We start from the raw sequence: 16,857 nt of genomic DNA on the forward strand, positions 1-16,857 counted from the left end.
GCAGGCGGGAGAGGGACATGTAACCCCTCTCCCGCCTGCGGGAGAGGGAGGGGCCCATCGCGCTAGCGATGGGAGGGTGAGGGTGACTCTCCCAAGCTACCCCGCCGCCTGCGGCACCATCACCTCGATCACCGCCGGCGCCACCTTCGCCGTCACCGGTGTCTTCGCCAGCACCTCGCCGTCGATCGAGATCGGCAGCGACGGCTCGGTCGCCACCCGCAGCGACTTGCCCCGGAAGGTGACGGTATCCTCCTTGCGCGCCTCGAGCCGCAGCACCGAGGCCGCCCAGTTGCGTACCAGTCGCGACTTGGTCGGGCCCTTCACCACTTGCACTACGATCTCGCCCGAGGCGACGCCGGCCTCGTCGACCAGCTCGGTGCCGCCATGAAACGGCCCGTTCGAGATCCGCACCTCCACCGCGCGCAGGCGCTTGGCATCCTTGCCCTCGCCGACGATCACCGTGAACGGCCTGAACTTGACGAACTGCAGCGCCGCCCAGCTGAGATAGCCCATCCGCCCGAACCAGCGCTTGGCGTTGTGCGGCACGGTCTCGGCGATCTGCGGCGACAGGCCGATCGCGGCGGTGCTGGCGTAATAATCGTCGTCGATCATGCCGAGGTCGATCCGTTTCGGCTGACCCTTGAGGATCGCGTCGACCGCGCCGTCCACGTCGAGCGGAATGCCGAGCGAGCGGGCGAAGCTGTTGGCGGTGCCGAGCGGCAGCACGCCCAGCGTCACGCCCTTGCCGACCAGCGTGTCGACCAGCCCGCTGATCGTGCCGTCGCCGCCGCCCAGGATCACCAGCTCGGGCTTTTTCGCCAGCGCCTTTTCCAGCGTCGCCTCGAGCTGGTCGGGATCTTCCACCGCATGGGCATCGACGGGCATGTCCTGCTCGCCGAAGCGGGCGCAGGCGCGGTCGAACCAGTCCTGGCCGTGGCGGGACTTGGTGTTGACGACCATCGCCGCCGATGTGAATGCCATGGGAGCCCCTCGATTGATGACGGAAGCGTAACGCCCGCGGTTGCCGATCGGGTCCATGCCCCCTGATCCAGCGGACAGGTGGCCTTGGTCCGCACTTGCGCGTTTGTGCGCCTATGACCGCACCCGTCCTGCTCTGGTTCCGCCGCGATCTCCGCCTTGCCGATCAACCCGCGCTCGTTGCCGCGGTGGAGGAAGGGGCGGTGATCCCGGTCTATGTGCTGGACGACGAGACGGCGAAGCATCGCGCGATGGGCGGCGCCTCGCGCTGGTGGCTGCATCAAAGCCTGGCAGCGCTCGACACCGCGCTGCGCGAGAAGGGGGCGCGGCTCGTCCTTCGACGGGGCAAGAGTGACGAAGAGCTGGCGCAACTCGCCGAGGAGACCGGCGCGACTACCGTCCACTGCGTCCGTCACTACGAGCCCTGGTGGCGCAATGCCGAGCGCGCGGTGGCGCAGCGGCTGACGCTCTGCTGCCACGACGGCAATTACCTGCTGCCGCCGGGCGCGGTGACCACGGGGGCGGGCAAGCCGTACAAGATCTTCACGCCCTTCTGGCGGGCGCTGCGCGAGCGCTTGCCCCCGGCACCGCCGCTGCGGGTGCCGCAGAAGATCGGCGCCCCGTCCAAATGGCCGAAGAGCGACACGCTGGAAGACTGGGACCTGCTGCCCACCAAGCCCGACTGGGCCGGCGGCTTTCGCGCGGAATGGACCCCCGGCGAGGCCGGCGCACACCAGCGGCTCCGGCGCTTCCAGGACCATGCCGCCCGCTATGACGACACCCGCAACCTGCCCTCGATCGAAGGCAGCTCGCGGCTGTCGCCGCACCTCCATTTCGGCGAGATCTCGCCGGCGCAGGTGTGGCATGCGGTCGAGGATGCCGGCGGGCAGGTCGAGGAATATCTCCGCGAGCTGGGCTGGCGTGACTTCACCCAGAACCTGATATGCCAGTTTCCCGACTATGCGGCGAAGAACGGCCGCCCCGCGTTCGACAAGATGAATTGGCGCAGCGGCCGGGACGCCAGGGCCGATCTCCGCGCCTGGCAACGCGGCCAGACCGGCTATCCGATCGTCGATGCCGGCATGCGCCAGCTCTGGGCGAGCGGCTGGATGCACAATCGCGTGCGGATGATCGCGGCGAGCTTCCTGATCAAGCATCTGCTGATCGACTGGCGCGAGGGCGAACGCTGGTTCTGGGACACGCTGGTCGATGCCGATTACGGGAACAATGCGGTGAACTGGCAATGGGTCTCCGGCTCGGGCCTCGACTCGAGCCAATGGAGCCGGGTGATGGCGCCGCTGTCCCAATCCGAGAAGTTCGATGCGGCGGGCTATATCCGCCAGTGGGTGCCCGAACTGGCCGCGCTTCCCGATAGCGCGATCCACGATCCCGAGGCGGCGGGATGCCGGCCGCACACCTATCCGCCCAAGCGGATCAACCACCGCGATGCCCGGGAACGGGCGCTCGCCGCGGGGCGGGCGCTCGGCTGAAGGGCTTGCTCCGGCGCTGCAGCCGTGCATGAAGCGGCGCATGAACGCTCCGGTGCAGGATCGGGTGCGAGTCGCCGCGCGCGGCTCCGGCCTATTGAGCCTTTTCGGCAATTTCTTTCATCGGCAGCTCGACCGGCTCGATCGCGGCATCGCCGAAGGCAGCCTCGAGGTGTTCACGCCCGACGGCCAGGTACGCCTGCTCGGGGGCGGGGCGGCCGGGCCGAACGCGGTGGTGACGCTGCAGAGCTGGCGGGCGCTGGTGCGGCTGGCGACGGGGGGCTCGGCCGGCTGGTACGAGGCGTGGGACAAGGGCGAATGGTCGAGCCCCGATCCGGTGCACCTGTTCGCACTTTTCAGCCGCAATCGCGCCGGGCTGGCAGCGCAGGCCCGCTCGCGCGGGCTCTCGCTGTTGCCACGGCGGCTGATGCACTGGATGCGGCGCAACCATCGCAGCGGCTCGCGCAAGAACATCGCCTTCCACTACGACCTCGGCAACGATTTCTACACCTGCTGGCTCGATCCCGGCATGAGCTATTCGAGCGCGCTCTTCCGCGACGCGGAGGAGGGGCTCGACGCGGCGCAGGACCGCAAGCTGCAGGCGATCCTCGATCGCACCGGCACCAAGCCTGGCGACACCATCCTGGAGATCGGTTGCGGCTGGGGCTCGTTCGCGGCGCTGGCGCTGCGGCAGGGACGCAAGCTGCACGGCATCACGCTGTCCACCGAGCAAAAGGCCTGGGCGGAGGCGCGCACCACCGGGATGGACGGCGCGCGCTTCAGCCTCACCGATTATCGCGACGTGACCGGCCAGTATGACGCGGTCGCCAGTATCGAGATGGCCGAGGCGGTCGGGCGCGAATTCTGGCCGGCCTATGCCGCCGCCATCGCCCGCGCGCTGAAGCCCGGCGGACGCGCGGCGCTGCAGGTCATCACCTTCGACGATGCGATGTTCGAGGGCTATGCCCGCAACGTCGATTTCATCCAGACCTATGTCTTCCCCGGCGGCATGCTGCTCAAGGAAAGCGAGTTCCGCGCGCTGGCCGAGGCCGCGGGGCTGGAATGGCGCGACCGCCATGCCTTCGGGCTCGACTATGCGGAAACGCTGCGGCGCTGGCGCGAGCGCTTTGACGCGGCCGCGGCAGCGGGCCTGCTGCCGGCGCAGTTCGACGAGCGGTTCGTGCGGCTGTGGCGCTACTATCTGATGTATTGCGAGGGCGGCTTCCGGGGCGGCGGGATCGACGTGATCCAGGTGACCCTGGTCAAGCGGGGTTGACCCCGCCTCAGCCGCAACGTGCGTCGGTGACGATGCCGGCCTTGTCGACATGCAGGTTGAGCCGGTCGACGCGGAAGTCCATCGTCACCGCCGAACCCGGCTCGATCCAGCGTAGCGTCCGGGCACCCGAATGGCGCAGCGCCTCGCTTGGATCGACGGTGGCTCGCGCTTTCCCCTTGAGGAAGAGCACGCGATTCGCATCGCACTCCACCACCGCCGGGATCGGGTCGGCCTTCTTCTGCGGGGCACAGCCTGCCGCGCCGGTAACCAGGGCGAGGAGCGCAAGGCGGGCGATCATGCGGGTTCTTCCGTCCGGCTCATCTTGAGCTTGCCGTTGCGCACCGCGAAGGCGAGTTGGCCCTCGACCAGCGCCAGCGCGTCCTGGCCGAACTGCTCGTAGCGCCAGCCTTCCAGGATCGGCAGTCCGTCGCGGACCCCGGCGGCCAGCGCCTCGAGGTCCTCGGAGCGGGCGAGCAGGCGCGGGGCGACGTTGACTTCCTTGGCGCGGATCTTGAGCAGCAGCTTGAGCAGATCGGCGACCAGCGCGCCGTCCTTGCCCAGCGCCGGCTTGCGCTCCTCGCGGCCGGGCATCTCGTTCGCGGGCATAGGCTTGGCGTCGGCGATTGCCGCCATCATCCGCCCGCCGATATCGTTGCCGGCCCAGGCGGCGGAAAGACCGCGGACCTTGGCGAGATCGCTCTGCTTGCGCGGCGGGTTGGCGGCAAGATCGGCGAGCGTCTCGTCCTTGACGATGCGCCCGCGCGGCAGGTCCTTGCCCTGCGCCTCGAGCTCGCGCCAGCGGGCCAGCGCCTTGAGGCGGCCGAGCACCTCGGGCTTGCGGCTGTTGATGCGGACGCGCTGCCACACCTGGTCGGGATCGTTGCGATAGTTTTCGGGGTCGGAGATCCGCTCCATCTCCTGGTCCAGCCACACACCGCGGCCGGACTTGCGCAGCTTCTCCAGCATCTTGGGGAAGATCTTCGAGAGATGCGTCACGTCGGCGATCGCGTAATCGATCTGGCGCTTGTCGAGCGGGCGGCGGGCCCAGTCGGTGAAGCGCGCGCCCTTGTCGACGACGATGCCGAGATAGGTGTCGACGAGGTTGGAATAGCCGATCTGTTCGCCCTGGCCGAGCGCCATCGCGGCGACCTGGGTGTCGAACATCGGGTGGGGCGTCTTGCCGGTAAGGTTGTAGACGATCTCGATGTCCTGGCCGCCGGCGTGAAAGACCTTGAGCACGTCCTCGTTGTCGGTCAGCAGGTCGAGCAGCGGCCCCATGTCGAGATCGGGGGCCTTGGGATCGATCGCCGCGGCCTCCTTGTCGTTGGCCACCTGAATCAGGCAGAGCTCGGGCCAGTAGCTGTTTTCGCGCATGAACTCGGTGTCGACCGTGATGAAGTCGGACTGCGCGAGGCGTTTGCAGAGTTCGGCGAGGGTGACGCTGTCTTCGATCAGACCATGAATGTGCATCGCATGCCCATATACCGGTCTTCGGGTTGACAAAAGTGGGGTCTAACCGGAATGCGCGCGGTCATAGTGTTTCAATATCGTCGCGCCGGCTCGTTCCGGCACCGCCAAGCGTGGCGGGAAGACGCCAAGGTGAGAAGAACCGCATCATGCACGCCTATCGCACGCACACCTGCGCCCAGCTCCGCTCCGCGGACGTCGGGCAAACCGTCCGCCTGTCGGGCTGGGTGCACCGCAAGCGCGACCATGGCGACCTGGTGTTCGTCGACCTGCGCGACCATTACGGCATCACCCAGATCGTCACCGACGCGAGCGGCCCGGCCTTCGACGCGATCGAGTCGCTGCGCTCCGAATCGGTGATCACCGTCACCGGCACGGTCGTCGCGCGCGATGCCAGCGTGGTGAACGCCAATCTGCCGACCGGCGAGATCGAGGTCCGCGCGGCCGAAGTGACCGTCCAGTCCGCCGCCGCCGATCTGCCGATGCCGGTGTTCGGCGAGCAGGAATATCCGGAAGAGATCCGCCTGCGGAACCGCTATCTCGATCTCCGCCGCGAGAAAGTCCACAAGAACATCCTGCTGCGCTCGAACGTGATCGCGTCGCTCCGCCGCCGGATGATCGACCAGGGCTTCACCGAGTTCCAGACGCCGATCCTTACCGCGTCGAGCCCCGAGGGCGCGCGCGACTATCTCGTCCCCAGCCGCGTCCATCCGGGCAAGTTCTACGCGCTCCCGCAGGCGCCGCAGATGTTCAAGCAGCTGCTGATGGTCGCCGGCTTCGACCGCTATTTCCAGATCGCGCCCTGCTTCCGCGACGAGGACGCCCGCGCCGACCGTTCGCCGGGTGAATTCTACCAGCTCGATTTCGAGATGAGCTTCGTCACCCAGGACGACGTGTTCGCCGCGATCGAGCCGGTGCTCCACGGCGTGTTCGAGGAGTTCGCCGACTGGGAGGGCATGGGCCGCAGCGTCAGCGCGCTGCCGTTCAAGCGCATCCCGTACCGCGAATCGATGCTCAAGTACGGCAACGACAAGCCGGACCTGCGCAACCCGCTGGTCATCACCGACGTGTCGGACTTCTTCAAGGGCTCGGGCTTCGGGCGCTTTGCCTCGATCGTGGAAGGCGGCGACGTCGTCCGTGCGATCCCGGCGCCGGGCACCCACGAGAAGAGCCGCAAGTTCTTCGACGACATGAACAGCTGGGCGCAGAGCGAGGGCTTCCCGGGCCTCGGTTATGCGACGCAGAAGGACGGCGTGTTCGGCGGCCCGATCGCCAACAACCATGGCCAGGACGGCATGAAGGCGATTGCCGAGGCGATGGGCCTGGGCCCGAACGACGGCATCTTCTTCGCCGCGGGCAAGGAAGCGCAGGCGGCCAAGCTCGCGGGCCTGGCGCGCACCCGCGCCGCCGAGCAGCTGGAGCTGATCGACAAGAAGCGCTTCGAGTTCTGCTGGATCGTCGACTTCCCGATGTTCGAATATGACGAGGACGCGAAGAAGATCGACTTCAGCCACAACCCCTTCTCGATGCCGCAGGGCGAGCTGGAGGCGCTGGAGACCAAGGATCCGCTCGACATCCTCGCCTATCAGTACGACATCGTCTGCAACGGCATCGAGCTGTCCTCGGGCGCGATCCGGAACCACAAGCCGGAGATCATGTACAAGGCGTTCGAGATCGCCGGCTATACCCAGGCCGATGTCGACACCAACTTCTCGGGCATGATCAACGCCTTCAAGTTCGGCGCACCGCCGCATGGCGGTTCGGCCCCGGGTGTCGACCGCATCGTGATGCTGCTCGCCGACGAGCCGAACATCCGCGAGGTGATCGCCTTCCCGATGACGCAGAAGGCCGAGGACCTGATGATGCACGCGCCGTCGGCCGTCAGCGACAAGCAGCTCAAGGAACTGCACATCCGCCTGGCGCCGGGCGTCGACGGCCCGAAGGCCGGCTGAGCGAGCAGGGCGGTCATGCGCGTCGCGGTGTTCAACACCAAGGCCTATGACCGCCGCTTTCTTGCCGAAGCCAATGCCCGCTTCGGCCATGACCTGACCTTCCTCGACCCCCGCCTCGATGCGGTGTCCGCCCCGCTGGCAGCGGGGCACGCGGCGGTGTGCGTGTTCGTCAACGACTTGGTGGATGCCGACGTGCTGGAGGCGCTGGCCAAGGTCGGCGTGCGGCTGGTGGCGCTGCGCTGCGCCGGCTTCAACAATGTCGACCTCGCGGCGGCAGGCCGGCTCGGCATCACGGTGGTGCGCGTACCCGCCTATTCGCCGAACGCCGTGGCCGAGTTCACCGTCGGGCTGCTGCTCGCGGTCGACCGCGCCATTCCGCGCGCCTGGTCGCGGGTACGCGAAAACAACTTCGCTCTCGATGGCCTGATCGGGCGCAACCTGCAGGGGCGGACGGTGGGCGTGGTCGGCACCGGCAAGATCGGCGCGCTGGTCGCCCGCGCGATGTGCGCCGGGTTCGGCTGCACCGTGCTGGCGAGCGACCTCCATGCCGATCCGGAACTGGAGGCGATCGGTGTCCGCTACGTGGCCCGAGAGGAGCTGCTGCGCACCGCCGAGATCGTCACGCTGCATTGTCCGCTGACGCCCGATACGCACCGCCTGATCGACGCACAGGTGATCGCGGAAGCGCGAGACGGGCTGGTGATCGTCAACACCAGCCGCGGCGCGCTGATCGATACGGCCGCGCTGATCGAGGGGCTGAAGTCGCGCAAGGTGCGGGCGGTGGCGCTCGACGTGTACGAGCAGGAGGCGGACCTGTTCTTCGAGGATCTCTCCAACGAGATCATCGCCGACGACCAGTTCCAGCGGCTGCTCACCTTCCCTAACGTGCTGATCACTGGCCACCAGGCCTTTCTTACCGAAGAAGCGCTGTCGGCGATCGCCGAGACGACGCTGGCCAGCATCGCCGATTTCGCGGCCGGTCGACCGCTCGCCAACCGGGTCGATGCAGCCTTGATTGCGCCTGCACGTTAGGGGCTCCCATGACGATCGATCTTTCCGACTACGAGGCCGGCGACTCCTTCGAAGGCGACTACGAAGCCGAACTTGCCAAGCTCCAGAAGCGGCTGAGCCACATCCAGACCGCGCATATCGTCCACAAGCGCCGCGCGATCGTGGCGTTCGAGGGCTGGGACGCGGCGGGGAAGGGCGGGGTGATCAAGCGCCTGACCGCCGAATGGGACCCGCGCTACTTCGAAGTCTGGCCGATCTCGGCGCCGACCCAGGAGGAGCTGTCGCATCATTTCCTCTGGCGCTTCTGGCAGCGGTTGCCGGCGCAGCACAATATCGCGGTATTCGATCGCACCTGGTATGGCCGCGTGCTGGTCGAGCGGGTCGAGGGCTTTGCCAGCGAGGCCGAGTGGCGGCGCGGCTATGCCGAGATCAACGATTTCGAGGCGCAGCAAGTCAACAACGGCGCGACGCTGGTCAAGATCTTCCTCCACGTGACGCAGAAGACCCAGGACAAGCGCCTGCGCGACCGGGTGACGCATCCATGGAAGCGCTGGAAGATCAGCCCGGAGGATTTCCGCAACCGCGCGCGCCGCGCCGATTATCTCGAGGCGATGCACGCGATGTTCCGCGAGACCGACACGCCGCACGCGCGCTGGACGGTGATCGACGGGAACAACAAGAAGGCCGCGCGGATCGCGGCGCTGACCGCGATCGCTGACCAGCTGGAAAAGCATGTCCCGATGGTGCCGCCGGAGCTGGACGCCGCAGTGGCGAAGGCGGCGAAGGAAGCGCTGGGGAAGTTTTAGCCCTGAACTCCTCCCCGGCACGGGGAGGGGGACCATGCGCAGCATGGTGGAGGGGCCGCCGCGCTAGCGGCGGTAGAACCTGAAGCTCTCGAAAGACCGCGCCTCCTGCGCTGCCCCTCCACCACCGTCTTCGGCGGCGGTCCCCCTCCCCGTGCCGGGGAGGAGTTTAGAAGTCACGCCGCCGCGAAGCTGCCGTCGTCGCCCAGCACGTGCAGCACGCCATCGGCAATCGCGAAATAGGCGCCGTGGATAGTCAGCTTGCCCGCCGCCTCGCGCTCGGCGACGAACGGGAAGGTCCGCAGGTTGCGCATCGACACGCGGACGGTCTCCTGCTCCATCGCGCGGACCGCTTCCGGGCCATCCCCATGCTCGGCACGGACCTTGTCCCGCGCTTCGTCGAGCATGTCGACCCAGTGCGCGATGAACCCGCCTTCGCCCTGTTCGGCGTCGGCGAAGCGCTGGGTGAGCGCGGCATGCGCGCCGCCACAGGCGCCGTGGCCCATCACGACGATTTCCGGCACTTCGAGTTGCGTCACCGCGAACTCGAGCGCCGCGGACACGCCGTGGCGCCCGCCGCCGGTCTCGAAGGGGGGCACCAGATTGGCAACGTTGCGGACGACGAAGATCTCGCCCGGCGAGGTGTCGAAGATCTGCGCCGGGTCGACCCGGCTGTCCGAACAGGCGATCACCATCACCTTCGGGCTCTGGCCCTCGGACAGTTCGGCCCAGCGGGCACGCTGGGTGCTCCAGCCTTCGGTGCGGAAGCGGCGATAGCCGCTGAGGAGTGCGTCGAATCCAGCCATTCGTTTCGCCTATCCATCCTTTTTGAACTTGTCGACCGCCCCAACGTTCACGGGCAACTTACGCTCCCTGCAACGCCATGCGCAATTTCCGGGGCTGGCGAAACGCGTTTCGGCGCTCTATCTGCCCCCCATGAACGAGCAGACTCCGCTGCCGCGCCCCGAGCGCGTCCGCAAGCCCGACTGGATCCGCGTCAAGGCCCCCACCTCGGAAGGGTTCGCCAAGACCCGCGCCCTGATGCGCTCCAAGAGCCTCAACACGGTTTGCGAGGAGGCCGCCTGTCCGAACATCGGCGAGTGCTGGACCAAGAAGCACGCGACGGTGATGATCCTGGGCGACGTCTGCACGCGCGCCTGCCGCTTCTGCAACGTCAAGACCGGCATGCCGCGCAAGGTCGATCCGCTCGAGCCCCAGCATGTCGCCGAGGCGGCGCTGCAGATGGGCCTGGAGCATATCGTGATCACCTCGGTGGATCGCGACGACCTGCCGGACGGCGGTGCCAGCCAGTTCGTCAAGGTGATCGAGGCGATCCGGAGCGCGAGCCCGACCACCACGATCGAGATCCTGACCCCCGATTTCCGCAACAAGCACGAAGCCGCTATCGAGGCGATCGTCGCGGCGCGGCCGGACGTGTACAATCACAACCTTGAAACCGTCCCGCGGCTCTATCCGATGATCCGCCCGGGCGCGCGCTATTATGCGTCGCTGCGTCTGCTGGAGACGGTGAAGCGGCTCGATCCGTCGATCTTCACCAAGTCGGGCATCATGCTGGGCCTTGGCGAGCAGCGCCTGGAGGTCCATCAGGTGATGGACGACATGCGCTCGGCCGACATCGATTTCCTGACCATGGGCCAGTATCTCCAGCCGACGCCCAAGCACGCCAAGGTCGAGGAGTTCGTGACCCCGCAGAACTTCCAGGCCTATGGCGCAATCGCGCGGGCCAAGGGATTCCTGCAGGTCGCCTCGTCGCCGCTCACGCGCTCCAGCTATCACGCCGGCGAGGATTTCGCCGAGATGCGCGCGGCCCGCGAGGCCAAGCTGGCGAAGGCGAGCGCCAAGGCCTGATGCCCAAGCACAGCGAAACCCGGCAGCTTCCCTATACGCCGGAACAGATGTTCGATCTGGTGGCGGATGTCGCGCGCTACCCCGAGTTCCTGCCCTGGGTGAGCGCGATGCGCGTCCGCTCGTCGAGCGACACGCAGGTCGTCGCGGACATGATCGTCGGCTTCAAGAGCCTGCGCGAGACCTTCACCTCGCGCGTCACCAAGGCGCGGCCCGAGACCGTCCATGTCGAATATGTCGACGGGCCGCTCAAGCATCTGTCGAACGACTGGAAGTTCCGGCCGGACGGGCAGGGCGGCTGTTACGTCGATTTCTGCGTCGACTTCGCGTTCAAGAACCGGGTGTTCGAGATGCTGGCCGGCCAGGTGTTCGACCGCGCGCTCCGCAAGATGATCGGAGCGTTCGAGGAGCGCGCGGCGAAGCTTTATGCCTCTTCGACGGGTGCCGCGGGTTCCGGCATCAGCAAGTCGAGCGCGCACAACGCCGCCTGAAGGCGGATGCCGCCGCGACCGTTGTTTTCGAACAGGCGCGCGTCGGCGACGACATGCTTGGGATCGGCGCCGCGGATCGCCTGGGCGAAGACGACGGTGCCGACCGGCTTGTTCTCGGTCGCCCCGCCCGGTCCGGCGATACCGGTGATCGCGACGGCGACATCGGCCTTGGTCCGCTCGAGCACGCCCTGCGCCATGCTCCAGGCGACCGCGATCGAGACGGCGCCGAAGGTTTCGAGCACGTCGAGGCTCACCTTCAGCACGTCCATCTTGGCGTCGTTGGAATAGGTGACGAAGCCGGCGTCGAAAACGTCGGACGAACCCGGCAATTCGGTCAGCGCGGCGGAGACCAGGCCGCCGGTGCAGCTCTCGGCAACGGCGACGCGGCGGCCGGCGGCGCGGTTGGCGTCGATGACCTTACGCGCGGCTTCTACGAGCTCGGTGGGAAGAATCGTGTCCATAACGGCAGCCCCCTTGCCATTGGATGATGGGTTGTACGAGTCAGTTCCTTGCAGGCACCCGTACGGTTGCGACAGCCTGCGCCGCCATGCCCTCGCCGCGGCCGGTGAAACCCAGCCGTTCGGTGGTGGTGGCTTTCACGCTCACCTGTCCCGGGTCGAGACCGAGGATCGCCGCGATCGAGGCGCGGATCGCCTCGCGGTGCGGGCCGATCTTCGGCGCCTCGCAGATCAGCGTCAGGTCGACGAAGTCGAGGATGCCGCCCTCGGCTGTGACCAGCGCGGCGGCATGTTCGAGGAAGCGGGCCGAGGCCGCGCCGCGCCATTGCGGGTCGCTGGGCGGGAAGTGCATGCCGATGTCACCCGCGCCGATCGTGCCGAGCAGTGCGTCGGTGATCGCGTGGAGCGCCACATCGGCATCGCTATGGCCCGACAGGCCCTTGCTGTGGGGCACGCGCACGCCGCCCAGCCACAGCGCCTCGCCCTCCGCGAAGCGGTGGACGTCATAGCCGGTCGCGGTGCGCACGCGCATCGTCGAGGCAAGGCGCGCCTCGGCGGCGGCAAAGTCGGTGGGATGGGTGATCTTTTCGAGCATCGGGTCTCCGGGGACGAGCGCGACCTGGCCGCCGATCGCGCGCAGCATCTGGGCGTCGTCGGTCGCCTCTGCCTCGGCGGGCCAGCGGCGGTGTGCGTCGAGGATGGCGTCAAAGGCAAAGGCCTGCGGGGTCTGGACACGGTAGAGAGCGTCGCGGGGGACGGTGTCGCCTATCAGGTCGCCTTCGCCGCGGACGAGCGTGTCGGCGACGGGAAGGGCAGGGATCGCCCCGCCGCTCGTTCCGAGGCTGGTCAACAGGTCGTCGATCACGCGGGCCGGCAGGAAGGGGCGAGCCGCGTCGTGGATCAGGACATGGGTGAAGCCGCCGGCAAGCAGCGCCTCTAGCCCGTTTCGGACCGACTCGCGCCGCGTCGGACCGCCGGTAACGAAAGGCGTGGTGCCCAGCGCGGCGTCGAGCAGTGCCTCCTGGCCTTCGCCGATCACGGTCAGCACCGCGTCGATCTTCGGGTGGCTGCGCAGCGCCTGGTGCGCATAGGCGAGCAGCGGCTTGCCGCCGAGCAGGGCATATTGCTTGGGCACGCTGCCGCCGGCGCGGGTGCCGCTGCCGGCGGCGAGGAGGATGGCGGCGGTCCTGAACGCGGTCATGGCGGAGCGCCTAGCCGAGTTTAGGGGGCAACGGTAGGGCCGACCCAATTCCTCCCCGGCACGGGGAGGGGGACCATTTGCGCCAGCAATATGGTGGAGGGGCCGCCGCGGCACGCGGCGGTGTCCCTGCGAGGCCACCGAGTCCCGCGCCTGACGGCGCGGCCCCTCCACCACGCGGCTGCGCCGCGCGGTCCCCCTCCCCGCGCCGGGGAGGAATTTGCGGCACCTTGCCCTTCCGGTCCATGATCGCTACATGCGCTGCCTGATTTTCAGGCAGAATTGATGCGCGAACTCGCCCCCATCCAGATCGGCCCCGTCACGGTCGAAGCCCCGGTGCTGCTTGCGCCGATGACCGGCGTTACCGATCTGCCGTTCCGGCGGGCGGTGCGGCGCTTCGGTTCGGGCCTCAACGTCACCGAGATGATCGCCAGCGCTGCCGCGATCCGCGAGACCCGGCAATCGGTGCAGAAGGCGGCCTGGGACCCGATCGAGGAGCCCGTCTCGATGCAGCTCGTCGGCTGCACGCCCCACGAGATGGCCGAAGCGGCCAAGCTCAACGAGGATCGCGGCGCGTCGATCATCGACATCAACATGGGCTGCCCGGTCCGCAAGGTGACCAACGGCGACGCCGGCTCGGCGCTGATGCGCGACCTCGATCATGCCGGCGCGATCATCCGCGCCTGTGTCGATGCGGTGAAGGCGCCGGTGACGGTCAAGATGCGGATGGGCTGGGATCTCGACAGCCTCAACGCCCCCGAGCTCGCCAAGATCGCCCAGGATCTCGGCGCGAAGCTGGTGACGGTTCATGGCCGCACCCGCAACCAGATGTATCGCGGCTCGGCCGACTGGAGCTTCGTGCGACGGGTGAAAGACGCCGTCTCGATCCCGGTGATCGTCAATGGCGACATCTGCTCGGTGGCCGATGCCCGCGAGGCGCTGGCGCAATCGGGCGCGGACGGCGTGATGATCGGCCGCGGCGCCTATGGCAAGCCATGGATCCTCCGCCAGGTGATGGACGCGCTTACGGCCAAGGGCGACAAGCCCGAGCCTTCGATCGAAGAACAATATCGCGTGATCACCGAGCATTATGTCGAGACGCTCGGCCATTACGGCAACGAGGTGGGCGTCAACATGATGCGCAAGCATCTCGGCTGGTACACCAAGGGGCTGCACGGTTCGGCCGAGTTCCGCAACAAGGTCAACCAGGTCGTCGATCCGGTGAAGGTGCTCGACATGCTGGCGGAGTTCTACGAGCCGTGGCTTTCCCGCGCGGCGGCCTGAGGCGGTTTCGCCCCCAGGCGGTCGAAGGACCGAACTTCGCCGAGCTGTTCGGCGCGCTGCCTGTGGCGGTGCTGGTGCTCGACCCCGACGGGCGGATCGCGCATGCCAACCCGGCTTGTGAGGTGCTGCTCAACCATAGCGAGACCAGCATGGTCGGCCAGCCCTATGACGCGGTGCTGCTGCCGCCCGAGGACTATGCCGATCGGCGCGACGGGCGCGGCTTCGCGGCGTTCGATGCGGAGATCGAGGCGGTGCGCGGCTCGCGGTTGCGCGTGGATTTCCTAGAAAGCCAGGTGCCCGATCATCCCGGCTGGCGGATCGTGACACTCCACCACGCCCCCCAGGCGCGCAAGATGGGGCATGGTCTCGATCGCAGCGCCGGCGCGCGTGCGGCAATCGGGGCGGCGGCGATGCTGGGGCACGAGATCAAGAACCCGCTGTCGGGCATTCGCGGGGCGGCACAGCTGCTCCAGACCGGCAGCGATCCCGATACCAATGCCGAGCTCACCCGCCTGATCACCACCGAAGTCGACCGCATCGCCGCGCTGATCGACCGGATGCAGGATTTCACCGACACCCGGCCGCTCGACCTCGCCCCGACCAACATCTACCCGCTGCTCGACCACGGCCGCCGCGTCGCGCTGGCGGGCTTTGCGCGCGGGATCGTGATCGAGGAATGGTTCGATCCCTCGCTGCCGCCGGTGCTGGTGGATCGCGACGCCTTCCTGCAGGTGCTGATCAACCTGCTCAAGAATGCGGCCGAGGCACTGAAGGGCCTCGCCCAGCCGCGGATCATCCTGTCGACCGCCTTCCGCCACGGCATGTCGGTCAATGCCGGTCCCGGCCAGCCGCGCCGGCCGTTGCCGATCGAGATCTGCGTGATGGACAATGGTCCCGGCGCCCCCGCCGACATCGCCGAGCATCTGTTCGAGCCGTTCGTCTCGGGCAAGCCGGAGGGCAAGGGGCTGGGCTTGCCGCTCGTCGAGAAACTGGTGCGGGACATGGGCGGGATCGTCCAATATGCCCGCGAACGCGAACCGGAGGTTACGGTGTTCCGCATCCTGTTGCCGCGAGCCACGGCATGACGCCGGGCTCGGTTCTGGTCGTCGACGACGACGCCGCGATTCGCACGGTGGTTGCCGCCGCGCTCAAGCGAGAGGGGCACCGGGTTGCCACCGCCGCCAGCGTCGCCGAGCTGCGCCGCGCGCTGACGACGGGCGTGCCCGATGTGCTGGTGACCGACGTGGTGCTGCCGGACGGCAACGGGCTGGACGTCGTCTCCGGCCTGATGGCCGAGCACCCGGCGCTGCCGGTGATCGTCTTTTCCGCGCAGAACACGCTGGCGACCGCCGTCCGGGCGACCGAGGTCGGCGCATTCGACTATCTGCCCAAGCCGTTCGACCTCGATGCCCTGACCCACGCCGTGCAGAGCGCGATGGCACGAGGTCGCCGCCGCCCTGCCGACCAGCCGGATGACGCTCAGGACGGGGGCCCGTCGTTGATCGGCCGCTCGCCGGCGATGCAGGAAGTGTACCGGGTGATCGCCCGGGTCGTGTCGAACGACCTGACCGTGCTGATCAGCGGCGAATCCGGCACCGGCAAGGAACTGGTTGCCAAGGCGATTCACGATCTGGGGCCGCGGCGGCGGGCGCCGTTCGTCGCGCTCAACATGGCAGCGATCCCGCGCGAGCTGATCGAGGCCGAGCTGTTCGGCCATGAGCGCGGCGCGTTCACCGGCGCGCAGGCGCGGGTCGCGGGCAAGTTCGAGCAGGCGGCCGGCGGCACGCTGTTCCTCGACGAGATCGGCGACATGCCGATGGACGCGCAGACCCGGCTGCTCCGCGTGCTGCAATCGGGCGAGTTCACCACCGTCGGCGGTGCGCGGACGATCCGGGCAGATGTCCGGATCGTCGCGGCGACCAACAAGGATCTCGCTCAGCTGGTGCAGGCGGGGCAGTTCCGCGAGGACCTGTTCTACCGGCTGAACGTGGTGCCGATCAGCCTGCCCGCGCTGCGTGAACGCCGGCAGGACATCTCGCTGCTCGCCCGCCATTTTCTCGACCGGGCTGTCGAAGACGGCCTGCCGCGCAAGCAGCTCGACAAGGATGCGGTGGCGCTGCTCGAGACGCTCGACTGGCCGGGCAATGTCCGCGAGCTTGAAAACCTGATGCGCCGAATCGCCGCGCTGTCGCGCGACGAGTGGATCGATGCGGCCGCGCTGCGTCGCGTACTGGGGGACGGCGGCGTGCTGCCGATCGTGCGCGACGCCGGGATCGAGGCGGCGATCCGGGCCCGGCTCGAACGGATCGCGCTGGAGGAACCACGCGCGCTCGACGACGGCACGCTCTACGATCGCATCATCGGCGAGGTGGAGCGGCCGCTGATCGAGATGATGCTTGCGCGCCACCAGCAGAACCAGCTGCGCGCCGCACGAGCGCTCGGCATCAATCGCAACACGCTGCGCAAGCGACTGGACACGCTGGGCATTTCCGCCCGGGGGGACGATCCGATCAGCTGAGCGCGGCCCCTGCGCCGGGCCGGGGCAGGTTAGTGACAATCCAGCAATAATATGTGTTCTTTTGGCCA

The 16,857-nt window shown here is 68.0% G+C and carries 16 protein-coding genes; 10 read left to right on the forward strand and 6 right to left on the reverse strand.

Annotated features, from left to right (window positions below; translation table 11 throughout):
• Positions 1-96: 96 nt before the first annotated feature.
• The gene (locus SAZ01S_RS05565; RefSeq protein ID WP_084580860.1) at positions 97-981 is read right to left on the reverse strand and encodes a diacylglycerol/lipid kinase family protein; all 885 of its coding nucleotides are present in this window, start codon (positions 979-981) and stop codon (positions 97-99) included.
• 113 nt (positions 982-1,094) lie between these two features.
• On the opposite strand from SAZ01S_RS05565, the gene SAZ01S_RS05570 reads away from it, so the two are divergent.
• Both SAZ01S_RS05570 and SAZ01S_RS05575 read left to right on the forward strand, forming a co-directional pair.
• Positions 1,095-2,468 carry a cryptochrome/photolyase family protein gene (locus SAZ01S_RS05570; RefSeq protein WP_084580862.1) on the forward strand — a complete coding sequence of 458 codons (1,374 nt, stop codon included), beginning with the start codon at positions 1,095-1,097 and terminating at the stop codon, positions 2,466-2,468.
• Between the two features lie 40 nt (positions 2,469-2,508).
• Positions 2,509-3,741, forward strand: a complete 1,233-nt coding sequence (locus SAZ01S_RS05575) for an SAM-dependent methyltransferase (RefSeq protein ID WP_084581118.1) — start codon at positions 2,509-2,511, stop codon at positions 3,739-3,741.
• A 7-nt stretch (positions 3,742-3,748) separates the two neighbouring features.
• Here the strand turns inward: SAZ01S_RS05575 and SAZ01S_RS05580 are convergent, their stop codons facing one another.
• Positions 3,749-4,039 carry an I78 family peptidase inhibitor gene (locus SAZ01S_RS05580; RefSeq protein ID WP_084580864.1) on the reverse strand — a complete coding sequence of 97 codons (291 nt, stop codon included), beginning with the start codon at positions 4,037-4,039 and terminating at the stop codon, positions 3,749-3,751.
• Complete coding sequence (gene rnd / locus SAZ01S_RS05585) at positions 4,036-5,211, reverse strand: ribonuclease D (RefSeq protein ID WP_084580865.1); 1,176 nt, start codon at positions 5,209-5,211, stop codon at positions 4,036-4,038. Before rnd ends, SAZ01S_RS05580 begins: the two co-directional genes overlap by 4 nt.
• 146 nt (positions 5,212-5,357) lie before the next feature.
• On the opposite strand from rnd, the gene aspS reads away from it, so the two are divergent.
• From aspS to SAZ01S_RS05600, 3 genes are read left to right on the forward strand one after another with little or no spacing between them, the layout of a single operon-like run.
• Positions 5,358-7,160, forward strand: coding sequence for an aspartate--tRNA ligase (gene aspS / locus SAZ01S_RS05590; protein ID WP_084580867.1), 1,803 nt, complete (start codon positions 5,358-5,360; stop codon positions 7,158-7,160).
• Between the two features lie 15 nt (positions 7,161-7,175).
• Entirely contained in the window at positions 7,176-8,192 is a 1,017-nt protein-coding gene (locus tag SAZ01S_RS05595) for a 2-hydroxyacid dehydrogenase (protein WP_084580869.1), read from the forward strand.
• Positions 8,193-8,200: 8 nt separating this feature from the next.
• On the forward strand, positions 8,201-8,977 hold the full coding sequence (locus SAZ01S_RS05600; protein WP_084580871.1) for a polyphosphate kinase 2 family protein: 777 nt from the start codon (positions 8,201-8,203) through the stop codon (positions 8,975-8,977).
• Positions 8,978-9,150: 173 nt separating this feature from the next.
• Here SAZ01S_RS05600 and SAZ01S_RS05605 read toward each other — a convergent pair whose 3' ends face one another.
• Complete coding sequence (locus SAZ01S_RS05605; RefSeq protein ID WP_084580873.1) at positions 9,151-9,780, reverse strand: carbonic anhydrase; 630 nt, start codon at positions 9,778-9,780, stop codon at positions 9,151-9,153.
• Between the two features lie 130 nt (positions 9,781-9,910).
• On the opposite strand from SAZ01S_RS05605, the gene lipA reads away from it, so the two are divergent.
• Entirely contained in the window at positions 9,911-10,843 is a 933-nt protein-coding gene (gene lipA, locus SAZ01S_RS05610) for a lipoyl synthase (protein WP_084580875.1), read from the forward strand.
• Positions 10,843-11,331 (forward strand): type II toxin-antitoxin system RatA family toxin, encoded by a 489-nt coding sequence (locus SAZ01S_RS05615; RefSeq protein ID WP_084580877.1) that lies wholly within the window; start codon positions 10,843-10,845, stop codon positions 11,329-11,331. Before lipA ends, SAZ01S_RS05615 begins: the two co-directional genes overlap by 1 nt.
• On the opposite strand, the gene SAZ01S_RS05620 is transcribed toward SAZ01S_RS05615, so the two are convergent.
• Complete coding sequence (locus tag SAZ01S_RS05620) at positions 11,265-11,792, reverse strand: CinA family protein (RefSeq protein ID WP_084580879.1); 528 nt, start codon at positions 11,790-11,792, stop codon at positions 11,265-11,267. The genes SAZ01S_RS05615 and SAZ01S_RS05620 overlap by 67 nt on opposite strands.
• Before the next feature lie 40 nt (positions 11,793-11,832).
• The gene (locus tag SAZ01S_RS05625) at positions 11,833-12,990 is read right to left on the reverse strand and encodes a bifunctional 2-C-methyl-D-erythritol 4-phosphate cytidylyltransferase/2-C-methyl-D-erythritol 2,4-cyclodiphosphate synthase (protein WP_084580881.1); all 1,158 of its coding nucleotides are present in this window, start codon (positions 12,988-12,990) and stop codon (positions 11,833-11,835) included.
• Between the two features lie 282 nt (positions 12,991-13,272).
• Here SAZ01S_RS05625 and dusB point away from each other — a divergent pair, with 282 nt between their 5' ends.
• From dusB to ntrC, 3 genes are read left to right on the forward strand one after another with little or no spacing between them, the layout of a single operon-like run.
• On the forward strand, positions 13,273-14,271 hold the full coding sequence (gene dusB / locus SAZ01S_RS05630) for a tRNA dihydrouridine synthase DusB (RefSeq protein ID WP_084580883.1): 999 nt from the start codon (positions 13,273-13,275) through the stop codon (positions 14,269-14,271).
• On the forward strand, positions 14,247-15,356 hold the full coding sequence (locus tag SAZ01S_RS05635) for a two-component system sensor histidine kinase NtrB (protein ID WP_084580885.1): 1,110 nt from the start codon (positions 14,247-14,249) through the stop codon (positions 15,354-15,356). The genes dusB and SAZ01S_RS05635 overlap by 25 nt, the downstream gene beginning before the upstream one ends.
• Positions 15,353-16,789: a nitrogen regulation protein NR(I) gene (ntrC, locus tag SAZ01S_RS05640; RefSeq protein WP_084580887.1), complete on the forward strand. Its 1,437-nt coding sequence runs from the start codon at positions 15,353-15,355 to the stop codon at positions 16,787-16,789. Before SAZ01S_RS05635 ends, ntrC begins: the two co-directional genes overlap by 4 nt.
• The last annotated feature ends 68 nt before the right edge of the window (positions 16,790-16,857 follow it).

This window comes from Sphingomonas azotifigens NBRC 15497 (genome assembly GCF_002091475.1).
GTDB classification, from domain to species: Bacteria; Pseudomonadota; Alphaproteobacteria; order Sphingomonadales; family Sphingomonadaceae; genus Sphingomonas; species Sphingomonas azotifigens.

What these genes read in the sequence shown, in the direction of transcription:
- SAZ01S_RS05620 (WP_084580879.1), bottom strand. Translation starts at nt 11,792, where the DNA reads ATGGACACGATTCTTCCCACCGAGCTCGTAGAAGCCGCGCGTAAGGTC.
- dusB (WP_084580883.1), top strand. Translation starts at nt 13,273, where the DNA reads ATGCGCGAACTCGCCCCCATCCAGATCGGCCCCGTCACGGTCGAAGCC.
- SAZ01S_RS05570 (WP_084580862.1), top strand. Translation starts at nt 1,095, where the DNA reads ATGACCGCACCCGTCCTGCTCTGGTTCCGCCGCGATCTCCGCCTTGCC.
- ntrC (WP_084580887.1), top strand. Translation starts at nt 15,353, where the DNA reads ATGACGCCGGGCTCGGTTCTGGTCGTCGACGACGACGCCGCGATTCGC.
- SAZ01S_RS05605 (WP_084580873.1), bottom strand. Translation starts at nt 9,780, where the DNA reads ATGGCTGGATTCGACGCACTCCTCAGCGGCTATCGCCGCTTCCGCACC.
- aspS (WP_084580867.1), top strand. Translation starts at nt 5,358, where the DNA reads ATGCACGCCTATCGCACGCACACCTGCGCCCAGCTCCGCTCCGCGGAC.
- SAZ01S_RS05625 (WP_084580881.1), bottom strand. Translation starts at nt 12,990, where the DNA reads ATGACCGCGTTCAGGACCGCCGCCATCCTCCTCGCCGCCGGCAGCGGC.
- SAZ01S_RS05580 (WP_084580864.1), bottom strand. Translation starts at nt 4,039, where the DNA reads ATGATCGCCCGCCTTGCGCTCCTCGCCCTGGTTACCGGCGCGGCAGGC.
- SAZ01S_RS05600 (WP_084580871.1), top strand. Translation starts at nt 8,201, where the DNA reads ATGACGATCGATCTTTCCGACTACGAGGCCGGCGACTCCTTCGAAGGC.
- SAZ01S_RS05565 (WP_084580860.1), bottom strand. Translation starts at nt 981, where the DNA reads ATGGCATTCACATCGGCGGCGATGGTCGTCAACACCAAGTCCCGCCAC.
- rnd (WP_084580865.1), bottom strand. Translation starts at nt 5,211, where the DNA reads ATGCACATTCATGGTCTGATCGAAGACAGCGTCACCCTCGCCGAACTC.
- lipA (WP_084580875.1), top strand. Translation starts at nt 9,911, where the DNA reads ATGAACGAGCAGACTCCGCTGCCGCGCCCCGAGCGCGTCCGCAAGCCC.
- SAZ01S_RS05615 (WP_084580877.1), top strand. Translation starts at nt 10,843, where the DNA reads ATGCCCAAGCACAGCGAAACCCGGCAGCTTCCCTATACGCCGGAACAG.
- SAZ01S_RS05575 (WP_084581118.1), top strand. Translation starts at nt 2,509, where the DNA reads ATGAACGCTCCGGTGCAGGATCGGGTGCGAGTCGCCGCGCGCGGCTCC.
- SAZ01S_RS05595 (WP_084580869.1), top strand. Translation starts at nt 7,176, where the DNA reads ATGCGCGTCGCGGTGTTCAACACCAAGGCCTATGACCGCCGCTTTCTT.